The organism is Entomobacter blattae, assembly GCF_014672835.1.
Classification (GTDB): Bacteria; Pseudomonadota; Alphaproteobacteria; order Acetobacterales; family Acetobacteraceae; genus Entomobacter; species Entomobacter blattae.
Genome location: NZ_CP060244.1, coordinates 2,379,306 through 2,399,231 on the forward strand (window position 1 = coordinate 2,379,306; position 19,926 = coordinate 2,399,231).

The window sequence follows — 19,926 nt, forward strand, 5'->3', positions numbered from 1 at the left end:
AAGCGGGGCATGATAGGCAGGGAAAAATCAGAGACACATGAAAGAAAAGTCATACCCGCATTTTATTGACGGCAAGCCTGTTTCATTAAACAAACACCAAAAAGGTGTACTATTCAATTGAAAAAAAAAGCTAACCCGTTGCTTTATTGGCAACGTCTCCATGCTTTTATTGTGCTTAGTAAGGAGAGCCAAAATATGGTCAGCTATAAATTGAAATAGTTTTATAAGATTTCTGCAGGTTTATTTTAAGAAAAAAAGCAGATTATCAAAAGTAAAGAGAATGAAGATGAGGAAACAGTCATGAACACTCCATCCTACACCTTATCACCTTCTGCCCACCCGCACCTGCCTGCCTCTCTTGATGAGCTGGAGAAATTAATTGCACGTGACCTAGCTCTAACCAATTACCCTTCACGTGAATGGGTTCTGCCCAAAAATTACAAAGACCAGAATGTCTTGGATGTAGCCATTTTAGGAGGGGGACAATCTGGGTTAACGATTGCGTTTGCCCTGCAGCGCTTACAAATCAATAACATCTGCATTTTTGACAAGGCCTCCCAAGGTGAAGAAGGCCCTTGGACAACCTATGCCCGCATGATCACCTTGCGTACACCTAAACATGTCAAAGGACCAGATTTAGGCTACCCCAATCTCACTCCACAGGCATGGTACGAAGCTAAATATGGCAAGGAAGCCTGGCAGAATCTGGTGCGTATTCCGCGTGAAATCTGGCAAGAATACTTACAATGGTACCGCAAGGTTTTAAACTTACCCGTCAAAAACAACTACATGTGTAAAAACATAGAATGGAAAGATGGAATTATCGCCCTAACCTTTTGCAAGAGTGACAATACTCTTGAGACCATTTACGCTCGAAAAATTGTAATGGCAACCGGGATTGATGGCAATGGAAGCTGGTTTACACCTGAAAATATTAAAAAATCCATTCCACCACAATTTTATGCTCATACGTCTGAGACTATTGACTTTTCCAAACTGAAAGGCAAACGCGTTGGTGTTTTAGGCGCTGGAGCCTCCGCCTTTGATAATGCAGCAACAGCCCTTGAAGAGGGAGCTGCTCAGGTAACCTTGTGCGTCAGGCGTAAAAACATTCCCACTGTTAACCCCTATCGCTGGATGGAACAAACAGGATTTCTAGGGTTTTATTCAACTCTTCCTGATGAAATGCGCTGGCAGTTCATGGATACCATTGTCAGTATGAACCAACCCCCCCCTCAAGATACGTTTTATCGGTGCTCCAAGCATAAAAACTTCAGTTTTCATACAGGCAGTACATGGGATGAATGCCGTATGGACAATGAAGAGATTATTGTCAGCACCCCCCAAGGAGAAATGCGCTTTGATTTTCTGATAGTGGGCACAGGTCTTGCAATTGATTTAAGCCAAAGACCAGAACTTGCGCCCTTTTCATCTTCTATTGCGCTGTGGAAAGATCGTTTTACCCCAGCCAAAGGAGAAGAGAATGAAGCGCTAGGATCATTCCCCTACCTTAGTCGCAATTTTCAATTTCAGGCAAAAAACAGCCAAGACCCTATCGCAAGCCTATTACCCCATATTTATGATTTCACATTCGGCACTTTGGTCAGTATGGGGTTATGGGGTGCTTTTATTAGCGGTTTGCAGTTTGGAGCCACACATATGGCCAATAGCATTGGGCAAAATCTTTTCAATGAGGATAGTGCCCTTTATCTGAATTCCCTTCGCCAATTTAACACTGTAGAACTGCTCGATATGGGCCCACCACCGCAAGAAGAGGTCGCCTGAAGCCATCTGCCATTCAGGAGTGTAAACATATGAATAAACCTGATACACCTCCCTTTCATCAAACTCATGACGCAGCTGATCAAAAACTTGCTGTCAAACAACACAACCCCTCAAAAGAGAGTTACTCTCTTTCATATGCTCTTCGACTAAAAGAAGTCGGACTCTCACCAGACCTATTTGATACACAAAAATTGCATACAAATATGCAGTTACTTGCTGATTATGGTCAAAAAATCTACCAATTTCATGCTTTTTTAAATCTGAAGACAGAGGGAGACACACCATAATGTCAGCCCTTTTATCACATCCTGTCACTCCTTCGTTAACACCAGCCGTTGAAATCGCATGCAACATCAAGAATGGAACCTTACATGTTCAGGATTTTATCGAACATGTGCTGGAAAGTTTGTCTTCAAGAAAACTGGAAAAAACATTTGGTGCTGTTACGTCTATTCTTACTGAAACAGCTCAACAACAAGCAGCAAAAATTGCAGCAGACCTTGCTCATGGCCGTGATCCTGGGCCGTTGGCTGGAGTTCCTTTCGGGGTAAAAGACCTTTTTGATATAGCAGGCAAAACCACAACCGCCGGCTCTCGGTTGTTAGCCAACAATCCTCCCGCAGTAGAACACGCTCATTGTGTTCAGCTGCTTGTTAAGGCTGGGGCCATTCCCGTTGCAACCCTGAACATGGATGAATTTGCCTATGGTTTTATAACCGAAAACACTCATTACGGTACAACACGTAACCCCCATAATATTCATCATTATGCTGGTGGCTCATCTGGCGGGTCGGCAGCTGTTGTTGCCGCAGGGCTTTTACCGTTCAGCCTAGGGTCTGATACAAACGGATCTATCAGAGTACCAGCAGCATTATGTGGAATTTGGGGATTACGTCCTACTTTTGGTCATCTTTCTTTGAAAGGTGTCTACCCATTTGCAAAAAGCCTTGATACCATCGGCCCTCTCTGTAACTCACTTTCTGATTTGTACACTCTTTACCAGATCATGAGTGATACACACCCTTCCAAGCTTAAGGACCTAAGCCAGACGCTCTCTACTGAAGATATTCGGGTTTCACAGTTAGGCGGATGGTTTACAGAAGATGTGCACCCTTTTCTTTTACAAAGAATTGAAGACATGAGCAGCCTGTTCAAAGGCCCCTCCTCCATAGAACTCCCTTATACTGACGAAATACGTGCTGCTGCCTTTTTAATAACAGCTGCAGAAGGAGGCACCCTACATCACGATACTCTGAAAACTCATGCAGATATGTACGACCCAGCCCTTCGTGAACGACTGGCTGCAGGGTGTCTGCAACCTTCAAGCACTTATCTTATGGCACAAAATATTCGCACATGGTTTCGTCATACTTTTGCAAACCTATTTGCAAAGGCAGATGTTCTCATTGCTCCCACATGTAGCGATATTGCCCCACGATTAGATACCCCTTTTGTAACATTACGGGGAAAAGCCATGCCGGCACGCGCTCATCTAGGGCGTTATACACAACCTTTAAGCTTAGGTGGTATGCCCATTCTGGCTGCTCCCCTTCATATACCGACAGGCCAAAATACCCCGCCTCTTCCTTTAGGGATTCAGCTAATAGCCCAACCACACAAGGAAAACCATCTTTTTGCTGTTGCAGACCAACTTCAGAAAATTGGTTTTCTCCACAGTTTTCAAAAAATATAGACAATCAGTCAAAATATAGATAACCAGTAAATGAGATAAAAAAATGGACATCGTAACGCAAAAAGCCATTTTCCCTCAAAACACATATGAGCTTGCAGAACGTATTGTCCAACGCTGCAACATCTTGGCCCATTACCCCTTCAGCGATCTAAAAGAAGAGCTCTATCGTCCTTATCTGGGGGTTGGTTACCGCCAATCCATTACCCAAATCAGTGAATGGATGAAAGAAGATGGTATTGCATGTTCCCTTGATAAAATAGGCAATCTAACAGCCCGATATGATAGTCAACCCAATCAGAAAAACACTTTACTGATTGGCTCCCATATAGACAGCGTAAAAAATGGTGGGGCTTTTGATGGCATGCTAGGGGTCATGCTCGGTCTTGAACTTCTTGCCTTTTGCAAACGCAGTGCCCTATCCTTACCTTTTGCATTAGAAGTGATCGGTTTTGGTGATGAGGAAGGGTCACGCTTTCCTTTGGGAATGCTTACATCTCGCCTGCTCAGCGGCCATATCAACACTTTGCCCGCACATCTTGCCGACCATGACGGGATAACTTTGGAACAAGCCTTTACAGAAACAGGTTTGTGTTTTTCAGAAGCCCATAAATCCATTCGCTCGTCCGAAGGGCTGCTTGGCTACCTGGAAGTTCATATCGAGCAAGGCCCAGTTTTGCAAAATCAAAATCTTCCCACCGGCATTGTTCAAGCTATTGCAGCTCAAAGGCGCTATGAAATAAGCTTGCAAGGCCTTGCAGGGCATGCCGGAACCGTTCCCATGTCATTGCGCAAAGATGCCTTAAGCTGTGCAGCGGCCATGATTCTTCAGATCGAGGAAGAGGCACGCGCCTCTTCCTCACATGCCGTAGCCACAACCGGAATGATCAATGTCGCACCGAATGCAGCCAATGTCATTGCAGGCACGGTCATGTTTACACTTGACATCCGCGCACCCACAACGGAGGAGCGTGACCTTTTATGCACCGATATATTAGAACAATGCCAAAGCATTGCCCAAAGAAGAGGAATAGAATTCCAAGCCAACCTAAAACACGATTTGCCTGCCGTTCAGTGTGATGTAACACTGAAAGCTCTGCTAGAAACAGCCAGCAAGGCATGCAACGTTCCCCCATTTTATCTTATGAGTGGTGCCGGACATGATGCCATGAACATGGCACGCATCACCCCATCTGCTATGTTGTTTACACGTTGCCTTGATGGCATAAGCCATAACCCATTGGAAGATGTATCTATTGATGATGTAGAAAAAGCAGTACAAATCACCCTAACCTTTATTAAACTTTTTGCTGAAAGCTATGCCTGAAATGTCCATCTTCTCTCCTTTGTCTCCACCTCAACGCTTGCTCATGGGCCCTGGGCCCACAAATACGCACCCCCGTATTTTACGGGCCATGGCCGCTGACATGCTTGGGCAATTCGACCCTGAAATGACTGACTATATGAACCAGACCATGGAATTATATCGCAGGCTTTTTGAAACAAAAAATCAGTGGACCTTTCTTATCGATGGCTCAGCTAGGGCAGGGATTGAAGCTGCACTAACATCCCTTTTAGAAGAGGGTGATAAAATTCTTATCCTCAATAATGGGCGATTTGGATTACTGCTGATTGAAATTGCCGAACGCCTGAATGCAACCATCCAGGCCATTGATTTACCCTGGGGAGAAATTGCCTCACTTGAACAGATTGAAGCCGCCATGCTCTCTTTTCGTCCAAAGGTGTTTGCCTGCGTTCATGGGGATACCTCTACCACCATGCTCCAGCCCCTTGAAGGAATTGGCGCCATATGCCAACGTCTAAATATAATTTCTTATGTAGATGCAACAGCCACCTTAGGCGGTATGCCCATTTGCACAGATAAATGGGGTATCGATATTATTTCAGCAGGCTTACAAAAAAGCATGAGTGGACCACCGGGCTCTGCCCCCATGACCATTTCTGAACGGGCTGCTCATTATATTGCCTCACGCAGTCATACCGAAAAAGGTATTGCCAACGCCACTGACCATCAAGGCACGCGTAGCCGTATCAGATCCAATTATTTTGATCTGGCCATGATCATGTCTTACTGGTCTGAACAGCGTCTTAATCATCATACAGAAGCAACCTCCATGCTCTATGCCGCCCGAGAAGCTGCCCTTATTCTGCTGGAGGAAGGGCTTGAACACGTCTATAGGCGTCATAAGTTGGCATCATCGGCTTTACGGGCAGGATTAAAGGCCATGGGGTTAAAACTGTTTGGCCAGGAAGAGCACACAATGGATAATGTAACAGGCATTATCATCCCCGAAGCTGTAGATGACCAAACTGTTCGCACAGCCATGCGCAACCTGTTTGAAATTGAAATAGGGGCGGCTTTTGGCCCCCTGAAAGGAAAAATATGGCGCATAGGAACCATGGGTTATAATGCCCAAAAACATAAAATATTGCATACATTGCTCGCCTTGGAAGCCGTGTTGCGCCATGCAACCTCCTTTTCCCCCTCTGAAGGCAAAGCCCTGAAAGCTGCTTTACAAGTTTATGAAAAAGGTGTTCCTCAATGACAGACTACAAACGCGATATGATTGGATATGGGCCCCTCCCCCCCAATCCAAACTGGCCAAATCAAGCCCGCATAGCCGTCCAGTTTGTTATCAATTACGAAGAGGGAGCTGAAAATTCTGTATTACACGGCGATGGACATGCCGAGTCATTCTTGTCAGAAATGATTGGTACCCAACCTATTATGAATGCCCGCAACATGGCCATGGAAAGTCTTTATGAATATGGCTCGCGCGCAGGGTTTTGGCGTTTGCATCGTATTTTTACTCAACGCAATACACCCGTAACCGTTTTTGCTGTGGCCATGGCTATGCAGCGTAATCCTACAGCTGTACACGCCATGCTCGATGCTGGGTGGGACATTGCAACCCATGGCCTTCGCTGGATTGATTACCAGTCTATTCCCCGTGAAGTGGAAAAAAAACATATTCAGGACTGTATTGATATTCATACCCGCATAACAGGCAGCCGCCCTTTGGGATGGTATCAAGGGCGCACCAGCCCCCATACAGCCGAGCTTGTGGTTGAGGAAGGCGGATTTGTTTATAATGCTGATTCCTATGCCGATGATCTGCCTTATTATGATCTCCGATATGGAAAGCCACAATTGATTGTGCCTTACACTTTAGATGTAAACGATATGCGCTTTGTTGCATTGAATGGTTTTACAGAAGCCCAACAATTTTATAGCTATCTACGCGATAATTTTGACCAGCTTTATGAAGAAGGCCTCTATGCCCCCAAAATGATGTCCATCGGCCTTCATTGCAGAATAGCCGGTCGCCCGGCAAGAGCGCGAGCTGTTGCACAATTTCTGGATTATGTTCACCAAAAGGACAGAGTATGGATTACAACCCGACTTTCTATCGCCAGACACTGGCTAAAAACCTTTCCGTACAACCCAGCCTCCACGCACTAAACAAAGCTGATGCATCAGCCTTTATAACCGCTTATGCCCATTTGTTTGAACATTCTCCCTGGGTTGTTGAATCCATTGCTCCTTTTCGCCATTTTACCTCAGCCCAGGACATGCTTGATGCCCTAGTTCAGGCTATGATCAATGCCCCTGAAGATAAACGTCAGGCTCTTATTCTAGCACACCCTGAATTGGGAGAGAAAATTAAACATATCCCCCTTACTCATGCCTCTCTGGCAGAGCAAGAATCTGCTGGCCTCGACCAGATGAGTGATCATGACTATAAAATATTTCATGATCTCAATACACAGTACCGCGAACGTTTTACCATACCCTTTATTATATGTGTACGCAACCATAATCGCGATGGCATTATACACGCCTTAAATCAACGCCTGTTAAACAACAAGGAAACAGAAACCATAAAGGCACTAGAAGAAATAAGCATGATTGCAGCCCATCGCCTTGCCTTACATCTGAACGCATTGCACGTTTCAGTACCAAAAAACCTGCCAGAACATGGGTTTACCCTTTCAACCCATGTTCTTAACACAGCCGATGGCAAACCGGCCAAAGGCGTTATTCTTGCACTTTGGCAAGACCAGAAGAAAATATTTGAAGGCGTAACCAATGAAGATGGTCGTTGCCCAGACCTTGCTCTGCAAACGGGGTCTTTGGCCTTCGGTGTCTATCAGCTTGTATTTTATGTGGGGGACTATTTCATCACAGAAGGCCATAAGAGTGCTACACCGCCTTTTCTGAACCGTATTACTATCGAGTTTGATACATCAGCCAGTCTCATTGAAACGTCCAAAACCCCTCATTATCATGTACCGCTACTGGTTTCTCCTTATGGATATTCCACCTATCGCGGCAGCTAAGTTGCTATGATCATTTTCCAGCTCGCCGCATGCGGTTATTATCCCTACCGCGGCGGTTAAACCATATTATGTTATATCTGGTGGTTATAGTATAAAAACCCTTCAGCGCATTTCACGCATAAAGGGCTGACCCAATGCTGCTGGCGGCGCATAATCATGGCGATTTTTACGCCTGAAGACACGTGAGACAATCACCAGAAACACAGTCAGAAGATAAGGCAGCATATCAAGGAAAAATGAAGAGATAGGCCAGCCTTTTGCTTGTCCGACAAATGAAAGAACTGTTACCAGACCAAAAAACAGGCTGGCCAATACACTTAAAAACGGACGATGATGGCCGAGAATAACCAAGGCAACAGCAATCCAGCCGCGTCCAGCAATCATCCCCTCTGACCAGGAAGGCACCAATGACAAGGTCAAATAGCCCCCTGCCATACCTGCAAGGCCAGAACCGGCAATAACATAACAGCACCGTACTGCCTTTACCCTGACACCCACAGAATCCGCTGCTGCTGGTGCTTCACCAACAGCCCGAATATTCAAACCATGACGGGTTTTGAAAAATACAATCCATATCGCCAAGGGAATAAGAAAATAGGCAAAATAGATCACCATATCCTGTCCAAAAAATGCAGGCCCTATAAATGGAATATGATAAAGAATAGGCACATGAACGGAATGAAAGGTTGCAGGGGCAGGCATCCCTGCATAATCATGCCCAATAAAAGAAGCAAGCCCCACCCCCAGCATGGTCATGGCCAGGCCTATTAAAATCTGATTGGCGCGAATAATCACAGTTGCCACAACAAAGATTATACCACACACCATACCCGTTAACAAAGCAACCCCCAAGCCAAGCCAAGGCGATGGAATGGCAAAAACCACAATAATGGCCATAACCGCCCCAAGGGACATAATCCCTTCCACACCAAGATTAATCACGCCAACCAGTTCACTGATCAACTCCCCTAAAGCTGCCAATGACAATATACTACCAGCCAAAACAGCCGCCATGAGAAGATTGGTTAATTGGTCACTCATATCGTCTCTTCCTGTATGTCGTTTGCTATTTTTGGAGTTTTGGCCTCTGCTTCTGGCTTAAGGGTAATATAATGGGCCAATTCATCTGCAATCGTAATAAACAGCAAGAGCAGGCCTGTCATTGCCATAACCAGCGTGCTACTCAATTGCATAGTTTGTAAGATAATGCCGGCATTCAGCAAAAAAGCAATAAACAGGCTGGCTGGTATCAGCCCCAAAAAAGATCCACGTGCGAGTATGGCAACAATAATGCCCAGATACCCAAAATTATTGGATAGACCCACTTGCAATCTGTGCACACTGCCCGCCACTTCAAACATGCCAGCCAAACCCGCCAACCCACCTGAGAGCAACATCATGACCAATGTTAATTTTTTAACGGGTAACCCCGCATAAAACGCAAGCCTTGGGTTGGCACCAATAACACGCATTTCATATCCTTGTCGGGTAAAATGCATATAAAGTGCCAAAACACCCACAATCACAAACGCTATGATAACGCCCATATGGACATCTCCCCACACAAGAGGAAGTGAGGGCAGAATATATTCACTGGAAGCCAACGCCGATGTAACCGTATCTCGCAGAGGACCTGTCACAACATATGAAACCAGAAGTGCTGCTACAAAATTCAGCAAAAGCGTCGTGATGATTTCATTTGTTCCACCAAAAACCCGTGCAAAAGCTGGGATCGCCATCCATAATACCCCCCCAACACACCCTGCACCGAGCATCGCTACTAACACCCAAAAAGAATCATAGGGAAAATACAATCCCACAATGGCTGATGCCAAAGCGCCTGCCATAAACTGACCTTCCATTCCAATATTCCAAATATTGAGCTTGGCACCCACTGCAAAGGCCGCTGAAGTCAAAAAGAGGGGTGAGGCATAAAGGAACCAATCCTCCCAACCCAGGCGTGAAAGAAAGGTAGACCTGACAATAACAGTGACCAGCTCAAATGGACTTTGGCCAGCCAGTGCAACAATACACGCCACGATCAAAAGGGTAAAAACAAACGCAACAAACCGGTAGAATAATATATTGACGAAAGGAGCCTTGGGAACACGTTGCCTGAAAGCGGTCATAAATGCGCCTCCATGACAGTCGTGTGCACGCTTGATACCTTTACATGTTCCGCATCAGACATTGCCTGCCCTCCCATCATCAAACCCAATGCCTCACGACTGAGCTGTGATGCGGGTTGAATACCCATTAATTTGCCATGAAAAAGTACACCCACCCGGTCACTCAATGCAAGCAACTCATCAATATCCTCAGAAAAAAGAAGAATAGCCACCCCCTGATCACGCAACCCACGGATCAGATGCTGCATATCTTCAATCGCCTTGATATCAAGCCCCCTATTAGGATAGGCTGCAACCAGAAGTTTGCGTGCCTGGGCGATTTCACGTTGTGCAATCAAACGCTGTTGATTGCCCCCTGACAAATTGCCAATACGGGTAAAACTGTCTTTTAACGCGACGTGAGCCGCTTTAATAAAAGCCTGTGCCTGCTTGAATGCCTCTTTAGGATTATAGACAATACCATAACCTATGGGTGATAATCGGTATTTTCTTACCATTAAATTATCGACAACACTCAGTTCGAGAGCAAGGGCTGTGTGCAATCTATCTTCAGGAATATGTCCAATACCTGCCGCGGCAAACCCATCAGGGGTAAATTGTGTAATGCGTCTTCCTTCAATTTCAACTTCACCTGAGCAAGGAGCTATCATACCACTGGCCAGTTCGCTTAATTCTTTCTGACCATTCCCAATGACCCCTGCGATACCCAAAATTTCACCGGCATAAATATCAAACGAGCAGGCATCTAATGGGACTTGCCCACCCACACTAACATTTTTGAATGATAAAACTGGATTATTCGACTTTATTTCCACGGCAGTAATCTCTTGCCGAACAGGACGTGCTACTTCATGACCAACCATAAGGGTTGCCAGCATTTTTTCATTACAATCTTCTGTAAGGTGCGTTGCTATCTTACGACCATTTCGTAAAACACTAACCCTATCACACAGGGTCATGACCTCATTCAGTTTATGACTGATCACCACCACAGCTTTCCCTTGCTCACGTAAGGTTCGCAAAGCAAAAAACAAATCCTCCGTTTCTTGTGCGGTCAGAACAGCTGTTGGCTCATCAAGAATAAGAACCCGCGCGTTGCGAGAAAGAACCCGCAGAATTTCCACACGTTGCTGCTCACCTGCAGAAAGATTCTTGACCTGGGCTGTGGGATTAACCGGAAATTTGTATTTCTCAGCTAATTGTGCTGTTCGTTTTATCATGGCCTTACGAGACAGAAAAAAAGGTGTCTGCTCCCAGGCCAGATGGATATTATCAGCAACAGAAAAGGCCTCTACAAGTTTAAAATGCTGATGTACCATACCAATACCATGATGGATGGCATCCTGCGGGGAAGTAAAAACTTGCCCATATCCATCAATGATAATTTCTCCTCGATCAGGCTGGTAAAGCCCCGTAAGGATATTCATCAATGTTGATTTACCAGCCCCATTCTCACCCACAAGGGCATGGATTTCTCCTGGCCAAATATCAATTTCAATCGCTTCATTAGCAATGACACCTGGAAAATATTTAGAAATACCCATAAGTTTCACTAGGGGAGGTGTGCCTGGCACCCATGATTTGGGAGGGATAAAATCCAGCTCTTTCTTCATATCCTGATATCCCTTTTTCAATTAAGATCTATCCCCATAACACCCTTAAGCGGCCAGTCCCATTTATACAGCTCCATTGCCGTCATCTGATGGTCTTTTGGTATGCGCATTTTACCATTGATATCGTAAAGTGGCCCTATAAACGGATTATATCCTTTCAAAATACGCTCACGTGTTGCATCTGCCTGTCTTGCTACTGACGAAGGCACATTTTCCCCCCATGCATCACGATCAACACCTTGCGCCAATGAAAGAAAAACAGGATGTGAGGACCAAACACCCTGCAAGCGCTGACCAATTTGGTTAATGTAGAAACCTGAAAAATCACATGAAGTAGAGCTTATATAAGCTTTTGGCCCAAAACTGCGCATATCTGTATTCCACATCACAGCCATTAATCCGCGTTGTTCAGCGACCCGCAGATAAGAAGCCTCGTTCATCATACCAAACAAAATATCACAGCCGCTATCGCATAAGGCAGTCGCGGCCTGTGTGGCGGCCTGTGGATCAAACCAGGCATTGATATTAATAACCTGCACTGTGATATCTGGTGCAACAGAGCGTGCTCCTAATAAAACAGAATTTGCATGACCAATTACAGAAGGGACAGGAAAAGAGCCAACAAATCCCAGCTTTTTTGTTTTAGACATCAAACCCGCTGCCTGCCCTAATATATAGCCCACATCCCAATGTTTAATATAAAACCAACCCAAATTAGGTAAAACAGTCTGCCCATCACACTCTATAAATGCCACCTCTGGAGAACGAAGGCTGACATTTTTTAAAAAATCGCCAAACATGGAGGCCGCAAAAACCATTTGCGCTCCTTCTGCCACCAAATGTCTAAAAATACGCGTGGCATTGGTAGAATAGGGAACCGACTCAACAGTAATCAGCTTCATGGCAGGGTAAGCTTTTTTTGCAGCCATCAACCCCTTGTAATGTATCATACTCCACCCCCCATCTGTAATAGGGCCTGAGTAACACCCTGCCACAATAAGCTCATGTTCAAGAAGGGGAGGTAAAGTTGTACTCTGCTCTATCTTAGAGGCAGCGATCAGTAACGGGCTGCCCAAGACCGCCGTTAAAAGTTCCCTGCGTTTCATAAAGCTCTTCCTTCCCATAAAACTTTGTTTCCGTACCCAGCACAACTTATCAATAAGGCCGCCCCAAACCAAACCCTGGCAAACCAATAGCCTGGGCTAAGACAATAGACAACTGCACCCCACCTGAAAAACTAAATGTCACATCGCGTTTAGGAGAAGGAAGATTATAGACCAGTTGATCTGGATGGAAGACCATGGCGACAAAGGGCTGTAGCCTAACCCCATCCATACATTCAACACTGTAATCAACTTCCATAACCTGTTCTGTGCGTGAAATTTGTCCCCCCTGCTTATTAACAATCAAGGAATCATTTAAATATCCAATGGCCCTGCCATTAAACGTATGGCTGGCAACCTTCATGGCAAAATAATCATCGTCACGCCCTGGAAAAGTACCATACTGAACAGCCCCCAATAAAAAATAGTTCTGCTGTAAAGAATGCCCTGAAGTATCGAAAACCATACCTCCAAAAAGGGTTGTTCCCTGGGGACCATTTTTTTTAGGCGCCCATATTTTTTGTTCAAACTGCAAATATAGACCATTTTGCAGGGAATAGCGGCGTGGCGTGCCATGGGTAAAGGCCAGTTTCTGACCATTGGCCGTATATTGGAAATCATCCACATCAGATGTATCGTTATAAAACCCTATATCATAACGCCCATTATAGCCTTCTTCCCAGCCTGGGTACTCATATCCTACCTCTGCTGCGGTATAAGCCCCCGTTGCTGTATCTATACCCCAGCCATTATGCCATGGAAAACCACCTTTTGTATATTGGGCCACATTTGATTCTTCTGCACCGATGCGCACATAGGTATTTTCAGTTGGAATAAAAGTAACTTCTCCCCCCCAAACCGAAATAGGCCAAAACGGCGAATTACTGTTAGAAGACCAGGTAATGGGATTCAGATTGGAACACATTCCAATCATAAACATACAATAAAGCTGCGACGTTGCAAAAAATGAGGCCAACTGGGTACGCCCCACCGTAAAACGCAGACGATCATCAAGCAAGTGTTGTTCAATAACAAGCTGATTCAAACGTGTTGTATTATTGGGCCCAGAACCATGAAAAAAAGTAACCGTTGAGCCCGTAAGATTATTAACCCCTGAAGGCTGCCCCCCAAAGCGGGAATCAAGGGCAATACGTATAATGCCCCCATCCCAACCAGCCAGCTTTTCCATATCAAAATCAGCACCGTAAAAGGCTTCGTTATAACCAATATCCTGACGGGTAATGCCCCCTACGGCATTGCCATAATATGTACTTGCAAAAAATGCCTTAGGATAAATACCGGTATCAATAAGATTTTGACCCTGTGTATGAAGATAGTCATAGACTGAACCGAGAAGTGTTTTTTCCTCACTTTTAGGGTGTATTTCCATCTTACCACTTATACCGGTTATAGTCTCAGCATTTGTGGGGGTTTTTATTCCCTGCTCCTTTGACTGTGCGTATCCTACTACAGGATAAATAAAACCAAAATATAGGCACGATAAAGCCCCTAAAGCATGTCTATATTTTATGAATTTTTCATGCTTGGGCATTTTTTATCCACTTCTGATCTAGTATCGAAACAAACCACTGAAAAAATTTACATTTTAGTAATTTTTATAATATTTTATCTCCATTACTATTATTATTCTTTCCTTTCTTCAGATAAACAGAGCCTTAATGACCAAGTCAATTGCTTAGATGTGCTTCCCCTGTTCGCAAAAAGAGTACATGATGGTGCTATGATCGTTTTCTCGAGATTTTTACTGTATTTTATTGAGGTGGCCCGAGTAGGTTCTATCCGCAAGGCTTCTGAAACCCTTAATGTTGCGGCATCAGCCATCAACAGGCATATTCTTAATGTTGAAGATATATTAGGCTTACCTTTATTTGAACGCTTGCCTACTGGATTACGCCTGACATCAGCAGGAGAAATGCTGCTGGAGCGTGCAAGAAGCTGGAACAAGGAATATGACCTTCTTCAGTCACAAATTCAGGATCTAAAAGGTCTGCAACGTGGACATGCTGCCTTTGGTGTTATTGATGCCCTAAGCTACCAATTTAGCACCTCCATCATACATAAAATGCATGAAGAGTATCCTGGCATTGCCATTAGTGTAAATGTTCTTGGAAATGCTGATATTGCCCGCAAAATCATTGATGGTGAACTGGATATGGGCATCATGCTCAACCCTCACTCTTCACGTGATATTATCGTTCATTCTTTTTTTGAAACACCACACGGTATTGTAACCAGACCCGATCACCCATTGGCTGAACGTAAGAAAATACGCTTTTCCGATGCAGCTGATTACCCCATGATCTTGCCAAAAGCCCCTTTATTTGCTGCAGAATATATTTCTATTCTTGAAAATGCCTCGGGTACACAAGCCAATAGTGTTGCAACATCTAATCATATACGCATTATTAAGTCACTCATTAACAGCGGCATTGGGATCAGTCTCCTCAGTACTATGGATGTGATGGAAGAAATAGAAAACAAAACCTTGTGCTTTATTCCTCTTGCTGAAAAATTCTTAAAACCCATGACCGTAGGATTATGTGTTTTACGCTCACGCCAACTTTCAAAAGCAGCCTTGCTCCTTCTTGCACGTTTTGAAAACCGTTTTGCCCAAATCCTATCCCCTTAAGAAGAAGGCTTCTCTTTACAACGAAACAAGCTCACAACTAAACAAGCCTGTCATTCGTACCGTAAAGAACTTTCAGCAAAATACAGACCCATAGCCTTTAAACCAACAACAGAAGCAGGCAAGATAAATGATACAAATAATGAAGCCATGAAAAGACAACGACAAACATCGTTACAAGTAAAGAGAGTATTCACTCTATAGATTTATAAGATTTATAGATGAAAATACTCAATTTCTGAAAACTAAGGAGTTTAACGGGTTAAGATTTGCCAGTTTCGTGTTCCACCTCATAAAGTCCAGAGGCGACTTATGTAAAAAAGAAAGTGCAAGCCCGTTTTGTAGAAATGCTTAGGTTACAAAACCATAATTCCAAGCACTATCACATACAATATTCCAATAAATAGCCCATCTTTTCAGATGGGCTATTAGTATCTTTATGCAAATTATATTAACTGATATAATTCGATGCATTTTGTACAAAAGATCCAACTTTTGTTAACTTATCTGATGATTGTCCCAAAAAGACTTCATATTCACCGGGCTCTACAACATATTGTTTTTTACCTTCATCCCAAACGCTTAAAGCCCTATTATCTAGCATAACAGTATCTAATCTAACTTCACCACTACCAAGGGAAACCTTATCCCAACCAGCAAGGCGTATTGGATAAGAATCATCATTGATCTTCTTGACATAAATCTGAGGAACAGCAGCACCTTCACGCTGGCCTGTGTTAGAAACACTGAAAGTAACACTGAAGTTATTTCCATCACTTGCTACAGCCGCGTGGTTTAGTTCAAATGTTGTATAGCTTAACCCATAACCAAAAGAAAAAAGTGGTTCCTGTTGAGTTTGTGCATAATATTTATATCCTACATTAGCACCTTCAATATTATAGTTGGTATCAGTAATGAATTTTTTTGCTACACCCTCAACCAACCCTGATACACCTTTTAATACTCCGGCAATCAAATCATTGATAATTGGCAACTTAACCGGAAATTTATTTTCCACAAAATTTGCTACATCTTCTACACCCGTAGCTACATAATGCAAGCCAGTGTAAACTGTTGCTTTTGCAGCATCAATTGCTACTTTTGCGTCTCCCCGGTTACCACCTAAAAGTGCTGTTAAAATTGGGTATTCATTATTTCCAGGAATTTTTTCTCTTGGCAACTCTTGCTCAGAATTTGGAAATGATACAGGTAAATGCCCAGATGGATTGACTTTACCTGTAAGAACATTCGCAATAGCCTCCCCACCATTTCTTCCTGGGTACCAAGTTTCTACTATTCCCTTCACTTCTCCTGCCCAAGGCATAGCAACAGGGCCAGAATTTTCTAAAACAACAATAACTTTTTTATTTAATTTTAATGCATCTGTAACCAGTTTATTTTGATCAGCATCAAGATCCAAAGATTTCTGGTCTATCCCCTCAGCTGACCATTGAGTAACAACAACAACTACAGCATCAGCCTGTGCCACTTTATCCTGAATAGCTGAAATATTTTCCCCATCAGACCAGTTCACTTCTGCATCTGGCAAACCCTTCTGCAATGAATCAACAATAGATGATTTAATCCATGATGTGGGATTCCCAAAGGCCGTTGTACCAGCTGGAGGTGTTGCTAACCCCCCAGTTGGATTAACAGAGGATGAGCCATCCCCCATTAAAACACCGTTTTTAGCATTTCCACCCAGTACCATAACATTTTTTACACCCTCAAGTGGTAAAATATTACCTTCATTCTTTAAAAGGGTAATACTATTCTCTTCCAACATTTGGGCAATCTGTGCATCTTCTTCTACATTAATAGGTACTGGTGTATACACGTTGTCCATTACCCCATTAACAACCATTGAAGTTAAAATACGACGTGCCATATCATCAATTCTAGACTGTGGAATAACACCGCTTTCTACAGCTTTATGTAAATCTGATGGCTGCTTTGACAAATAGTCTAAAAGGGGATGGAACCCTTCTGTTCCAAATTTTGAACTAAAAAAGGGCTCACCATATGTGATTCCAGCATAGGCACCTGCTTCAACATCCAAACCAGCATTAGCTGCATCTAAACCATGTACTGAACCCCAATCGGAGATTACAAACCCTTTATATGCAAACTCCCCTTTTAAGATGTCTGTTAGTAAGTACTTATTATTAGCTGCATATTCACCATTATACTGGTTATAAGCACTCATAACCGCCCCTGGATTACCCGTATCAATGGCAATTTTAAAGGCTAGTAAATCGCTTTCATGTGCTGCTTTATCAGAAATTATGGCATTATTAGAAAATCTGTCAGTTTCTTGAGCATTAACAGCAAAATGTTTTATTGTTGAGATAATACCATTATCTTGTACCCCTTTAATCAGGTTTCCATCCAATATTCCTGTCAGTAAAGGGTCCTCTCCCATATATTCAAATACTCTACCCCCTCTGGGGTCTCTGACTAGGTTGGCTCCTCCGGCTAATAGCATATTAAAGCCTTCTTCCTTAGCCTCTTTGCCAATAAGGTTTCCAGCTGTATAGGCTATGTTCTTATCCCAACTAGCAGAAATACCCAATGCAGATGGAATAGGTGTGGCTTCACTACTAGAACCTCTTACATCACCAGGATTCGTTACACCCAAACCAGCATCTGTCATTTGTATCGCAGGAATGCCAAGGCGTGCAACCCCGGCAATATAACCAGCAGAACCTATAGCACCTTCAGGCATCTCCTCGATAAAGATTGGCAAGTTTATTTTTGGTGCAGCCCAGTGCGCATAAAGAAGACGCTCTTTTTCAGTTTCAGTCATCTGTGATAAAAGACTATCAACACGCTGCTGCACTGCTGTTGATATAGCATTATCACCCAATACACTTGGCTCGATCTGCTGAGCCATCAGCTTATCAACCACATTATTAACCAACAATGATTGACTGGTTCCAGACTTTAAAGTGGGGATGTTTTCAGAGTTATATAGATCTAAAGGATAAGAACCTTTAATATTATTAGCTAATAGCGGAGTATCGACTGGTGCAGATAGAGAAATATCATTACTAGTAATGCTTGAAGTCATACGGTTGTTCCTTAATTACTCATAATATTTGATAAAAACATCATAACAACACAGAACAAAACATATAGTAAATTATCTGTTATTAGAAAGATACGATTTCTTCATTTTATTAAATTTAAACAACATAAAAACAAATATTCGTGTAATTTATTTATTAAAATTCATTCATTCATTTACCAAAATTTTCCTATATTACATTGTTTTATATATAGAAAATCAATACTTAAATAACTGTAATTATTATTTATTTTTATCGGTCGTTCTTTAACAAAATTTCTTATTTTAGCTATAAAAAATAAAATAAAAGTGATAAAATTTTTAACCTGTTACCGCAAAATAGTTTTATAGAATAACAAAAACAAAAAATTAAACTATAATTTATTTTTTATTCTTCTATATGGTACTAAACTTTCATAAAATGCAGCCACTCCAGCTTATCGTCTTTCTAATTCTCTAATCCATAAAAACGGTCAACATGCTGGTTAATAAATTGAACTTTGACATCCAAACAGATATCTTATATTTTAATATAAATTTTTATACTCTTAGTATTTATGTATAAATCTATTGTATTTTGATGGAAGTTAGAAATATGTGGTATTATAATACATATATTTCTATGTAGATCTTGCTCCATAATAGTCTTTCACAACACTCTATATTAGGATGTAACCATAATAAAGACAGTAATATATTCATCATTTATTCTATATTGCTTTTACCTGGATTGGTAATGACTAAAAAAATACCTGTTTTGAACTATTATCTTTACGGTCAAACTGCTTTTAAGCTAATAAGTCTATAAAAGATTTCCAAACTCTTGAGCTGTGCTCATCATTCCTGATCATTTTAGTTTTTTAGAAACGTTGATTTTCAATCCCCAAATTCCTCAGGGGAGTTTGCAAACATAATACACAACACACATATCTCATACTGGTAAGGTCTATGGTAGTTAAAAATCAAGAATGCTAAAGCTGAATTGCCTACTTATATAAAATATTTTACGATGAGAAATAAAAATAAAAAAACCTCATTCTGATAACAAAAACGGCTAATTTCTGTTATCTGCAGATTGAAATAAGGGGATTTTTTAGGGAGTGACGAGCCGGATGAGAATACTATAATTTATATATTGAAAGTATTCATACATAAATTAATTAAATATGTTTTAGATAATTATACTTCATTATAATGTAAAATTATACGCATTGTCTTATGTTTTTTATATAAGACAATGCGTTTTTATTATCTTCAATGTAAATATTTAACTATACTTAATACTTAATATTCTCCTTTCTCCAACATATTAATAATGGCCTGTTTCTCAGCTGGTTGCACGGTGGTAGACTTGGCCATGGCGGCATCTGTTTTGACTGCTTTGGTTGCATCTTGTGTTTGCATGGCTGCTTACCTGATGAACGCCTAAAGAAACATGCTGCCTGTGTCAGCGCTATAGTTACAAAAATCTTGATCAGTCTTGGTAAAAGCGGGAGAATAAAACTCATGATTTTCTCTCAAAACAAGCAT

Annotated in this window: 14 protein-coding genes; 8 read left to right on the forward strand and 6 right to left on the reverse strand. The window is 42.4% G+C overall.

What is annotated here, in order from left to right:
- Nucleotides 1-300: 300 nt before the first annotated feature.
- Genes JGUZn3_RS10750 through uraD form a run of 7 tightly spaced genes read left to right on the forward strand, consistent with a single transcriptional unit; the run spans nucleotide 301 to nucleotide 7,837 of the window.
- On the forward strand, nucleotides 301-1,785 hold the full coding sequence (locus JGUZn3_RS10750) for an NAD(P)-binding domain-containing protein (RefSeq protein ID WP_203413507.1): 1,485 nt from the start codon (nucleotides 301-303) through the stop codon (nucleotides 1,783-1,785).
- A 29-nt stretch (nucleotides 1,786-1,814) separates the two neighbouring features.
- Complete coding sequence (locus JGUZn3_RS10755; protein WP_203413508.1) at nucleotides 1,815-2,072, forward strand: hypothetical protein; 258 nt, start codon at nucleotides 1,815-1,817, stop codon at nucleotides 2,070-2,072.
- Entirely contained in the window at nucleotides 2,072-3,478 is a 1,407-nt protein-coding gene (locus tag JGUZn3_RS10760; protein ID WP_203413509.1) for an AtzE family amidohydrolase, read from the forward strand. The genes JGUZn3_RS10755 and JGUZn3_RS10760 overlap by 1 nt, the downstream gene beginning before the upstream one ends.
- Before the next feature lie 43 nt (nucleotides 3,479-3,521).
- On the forward strand, nucleotides 3,522-4,802 hold the full coding sequence (locus JGUZn3_RS10765; RefSeq protein WP_203413510.1) for an allantoate amidohydrolase: 1,281 nt from the start codon (nucleotides 3,522-3,524) through the stop codon (nucleotides 4,800-4,802).
- A 1-nt stretch (nucleotide 4,803) separates the two neighbouring features.
- On the forward strand, nucleotides 4,804-6,042 hold the full coding sequence (locus JGUZn3_RS10770; protein WP_203413511.1) for a pyridoxal-phosphate-dependent aminotransferase family protein: 1,239 nt from the start codon (nucleotides 4,804-4,806) through the stop codon (nucleotides 6,040-6,042).
- Complete coding sequence (puuE, locus tag JGUZn3_RS10775) at nucleotides 6,039-6,959, forward strand: allantoinase PuuE (RefSeq protein WP_203413512.1); 921 nt, start codon at nucleotides 6,039-6,041, stop codon at nucleotides 6,957-6,959. The genes JGUZn3_RS10770 and puuE overlap by 4 nt, the downstream gene beginning before the upstream one ends.
- Nucleotides 6,884-7,837: a 2-oxo-4-hydroxy-4-carboxy-5-ureidoimidazoline decarboxylase gene (gene uraD / locus JGUZn3_RS12760; RefSeq protein ID WP_203413513.1), complete on the forward strand. Its 954-nt coding sequence runs from the start codon at nucleotides 6,884-6,886 to the stop codon at nucleotides 7,835-7,837. The genes puuE and uraD overlap by 76 nt, the downstream gene beginning before the upstream one ends.
- 102 nt (nucleotides 7,838-7,939) lie before the next feature.
- Here the strand turns inward: uraD and JGUZn3_RS10785 are convergent, their stop codons facing one another.
- Genes JGUZn3_RS10785 through JGUZn3_RS10805 form a run of 5 tightly spaced genes read right to left on the reverse strand, consistent with a single transcriptional unit; the run spans nucleotide 7,940 to nucleotide 14,234 of the window.
- On the reverse strand, nucleotides 7,940-8,878 hold the full coding sequence (locus tag JGUZn3_RS10785) for an ABC transporter permease (RefSeq protein WP_203413514.1): 939 nt from the start codon (nucleotides 8,876-8,878) through the stop codon (nucleotides 7,940-7,942).
- Nucleotides 8,875-9,966, reverse strand: coding sequence for an ABC transporter permease (locus JGUZn3_RS10790; protein ID WP_203413515.1), 1,092 nt, complete (start codon nucleotides 9,964-9,966; stop codon nucleotides 8,875-8,877). The genes JGUZn3_RS10785 and JGUZn3_RS10790 overlap by 4 nt, the downstream gene beginning before the upstream one ends.
- A complete protein-coding gene (locus JGUZn3_RS10795; protein ID WP_203413516.1) occupies nucleotides 9,963-11,579 on the reverse strand; it encodes an ABC transporter ATP-binding protein in 1,617 nt (538 codons plus the stop codon). The genes JGUZn3_RS10790 and JGUZn3_RS10795 overlap by 4 nt, the downstream gene beginning before the upstream one ends.
- A 17-nt stretch (nucleotides 11,580-11,596) precedes the next feature.
- Entirely contained in the window at nucleotides 11,597-12,685 is a 1,089-nt protein-coding gene (locus JGUZn3_RS10800) for a BMP family ABC transporter substrate-binding protein (protein ID WP_238996812.1), read from the reverse strand.
- Nucleotides 12,686-12,734: 49 nt separating this feature from the next.
- Entirely contained in the window at nucleotides 12,735-14,234 is a 1,500-nt protein-coding gene (locus JGUZn3_RS10805) for a carbohydrate porin (protein WP_203413518.1), read from the reverse strand.
- Between the two features lie 189 nt (nucleotides 14,235-14,423).
- Between JGUZn3_RS10805 and JGUZn3_RS10810 the strand changes: the two genes are divergently transcribed.
- Entirely contained in the window at nucleotides 14,424-15,332 is a 909-nt protein-coding gene (locus tag JGUZn3_RS10810; protein WP_203413519.1) for a LysR family transcriptional regulator, read from the forward strand.
- A 448-nt stretch (nucleotides 15,333-15,780) separates the two neighbouring features.
- Here the strand turns inward: JGUZn3_RS10810 and JGUZn3_RS10815 are convergent, their stop codons facing one another.
- Complete coding sequence (locus tag JGUZn3_RS10815; RefSeq protein WP_203413520.1) at nucleotides 15,781-18,399, reverse strand: beta-glucosidase; 2,619 nt, start codon at nucleotides 18,397-18,399, stop codon at nucleotides 15,781-15,783.
- Nucleotides 18,400-19,926: the final 1,527 nt, after the last annotated feature.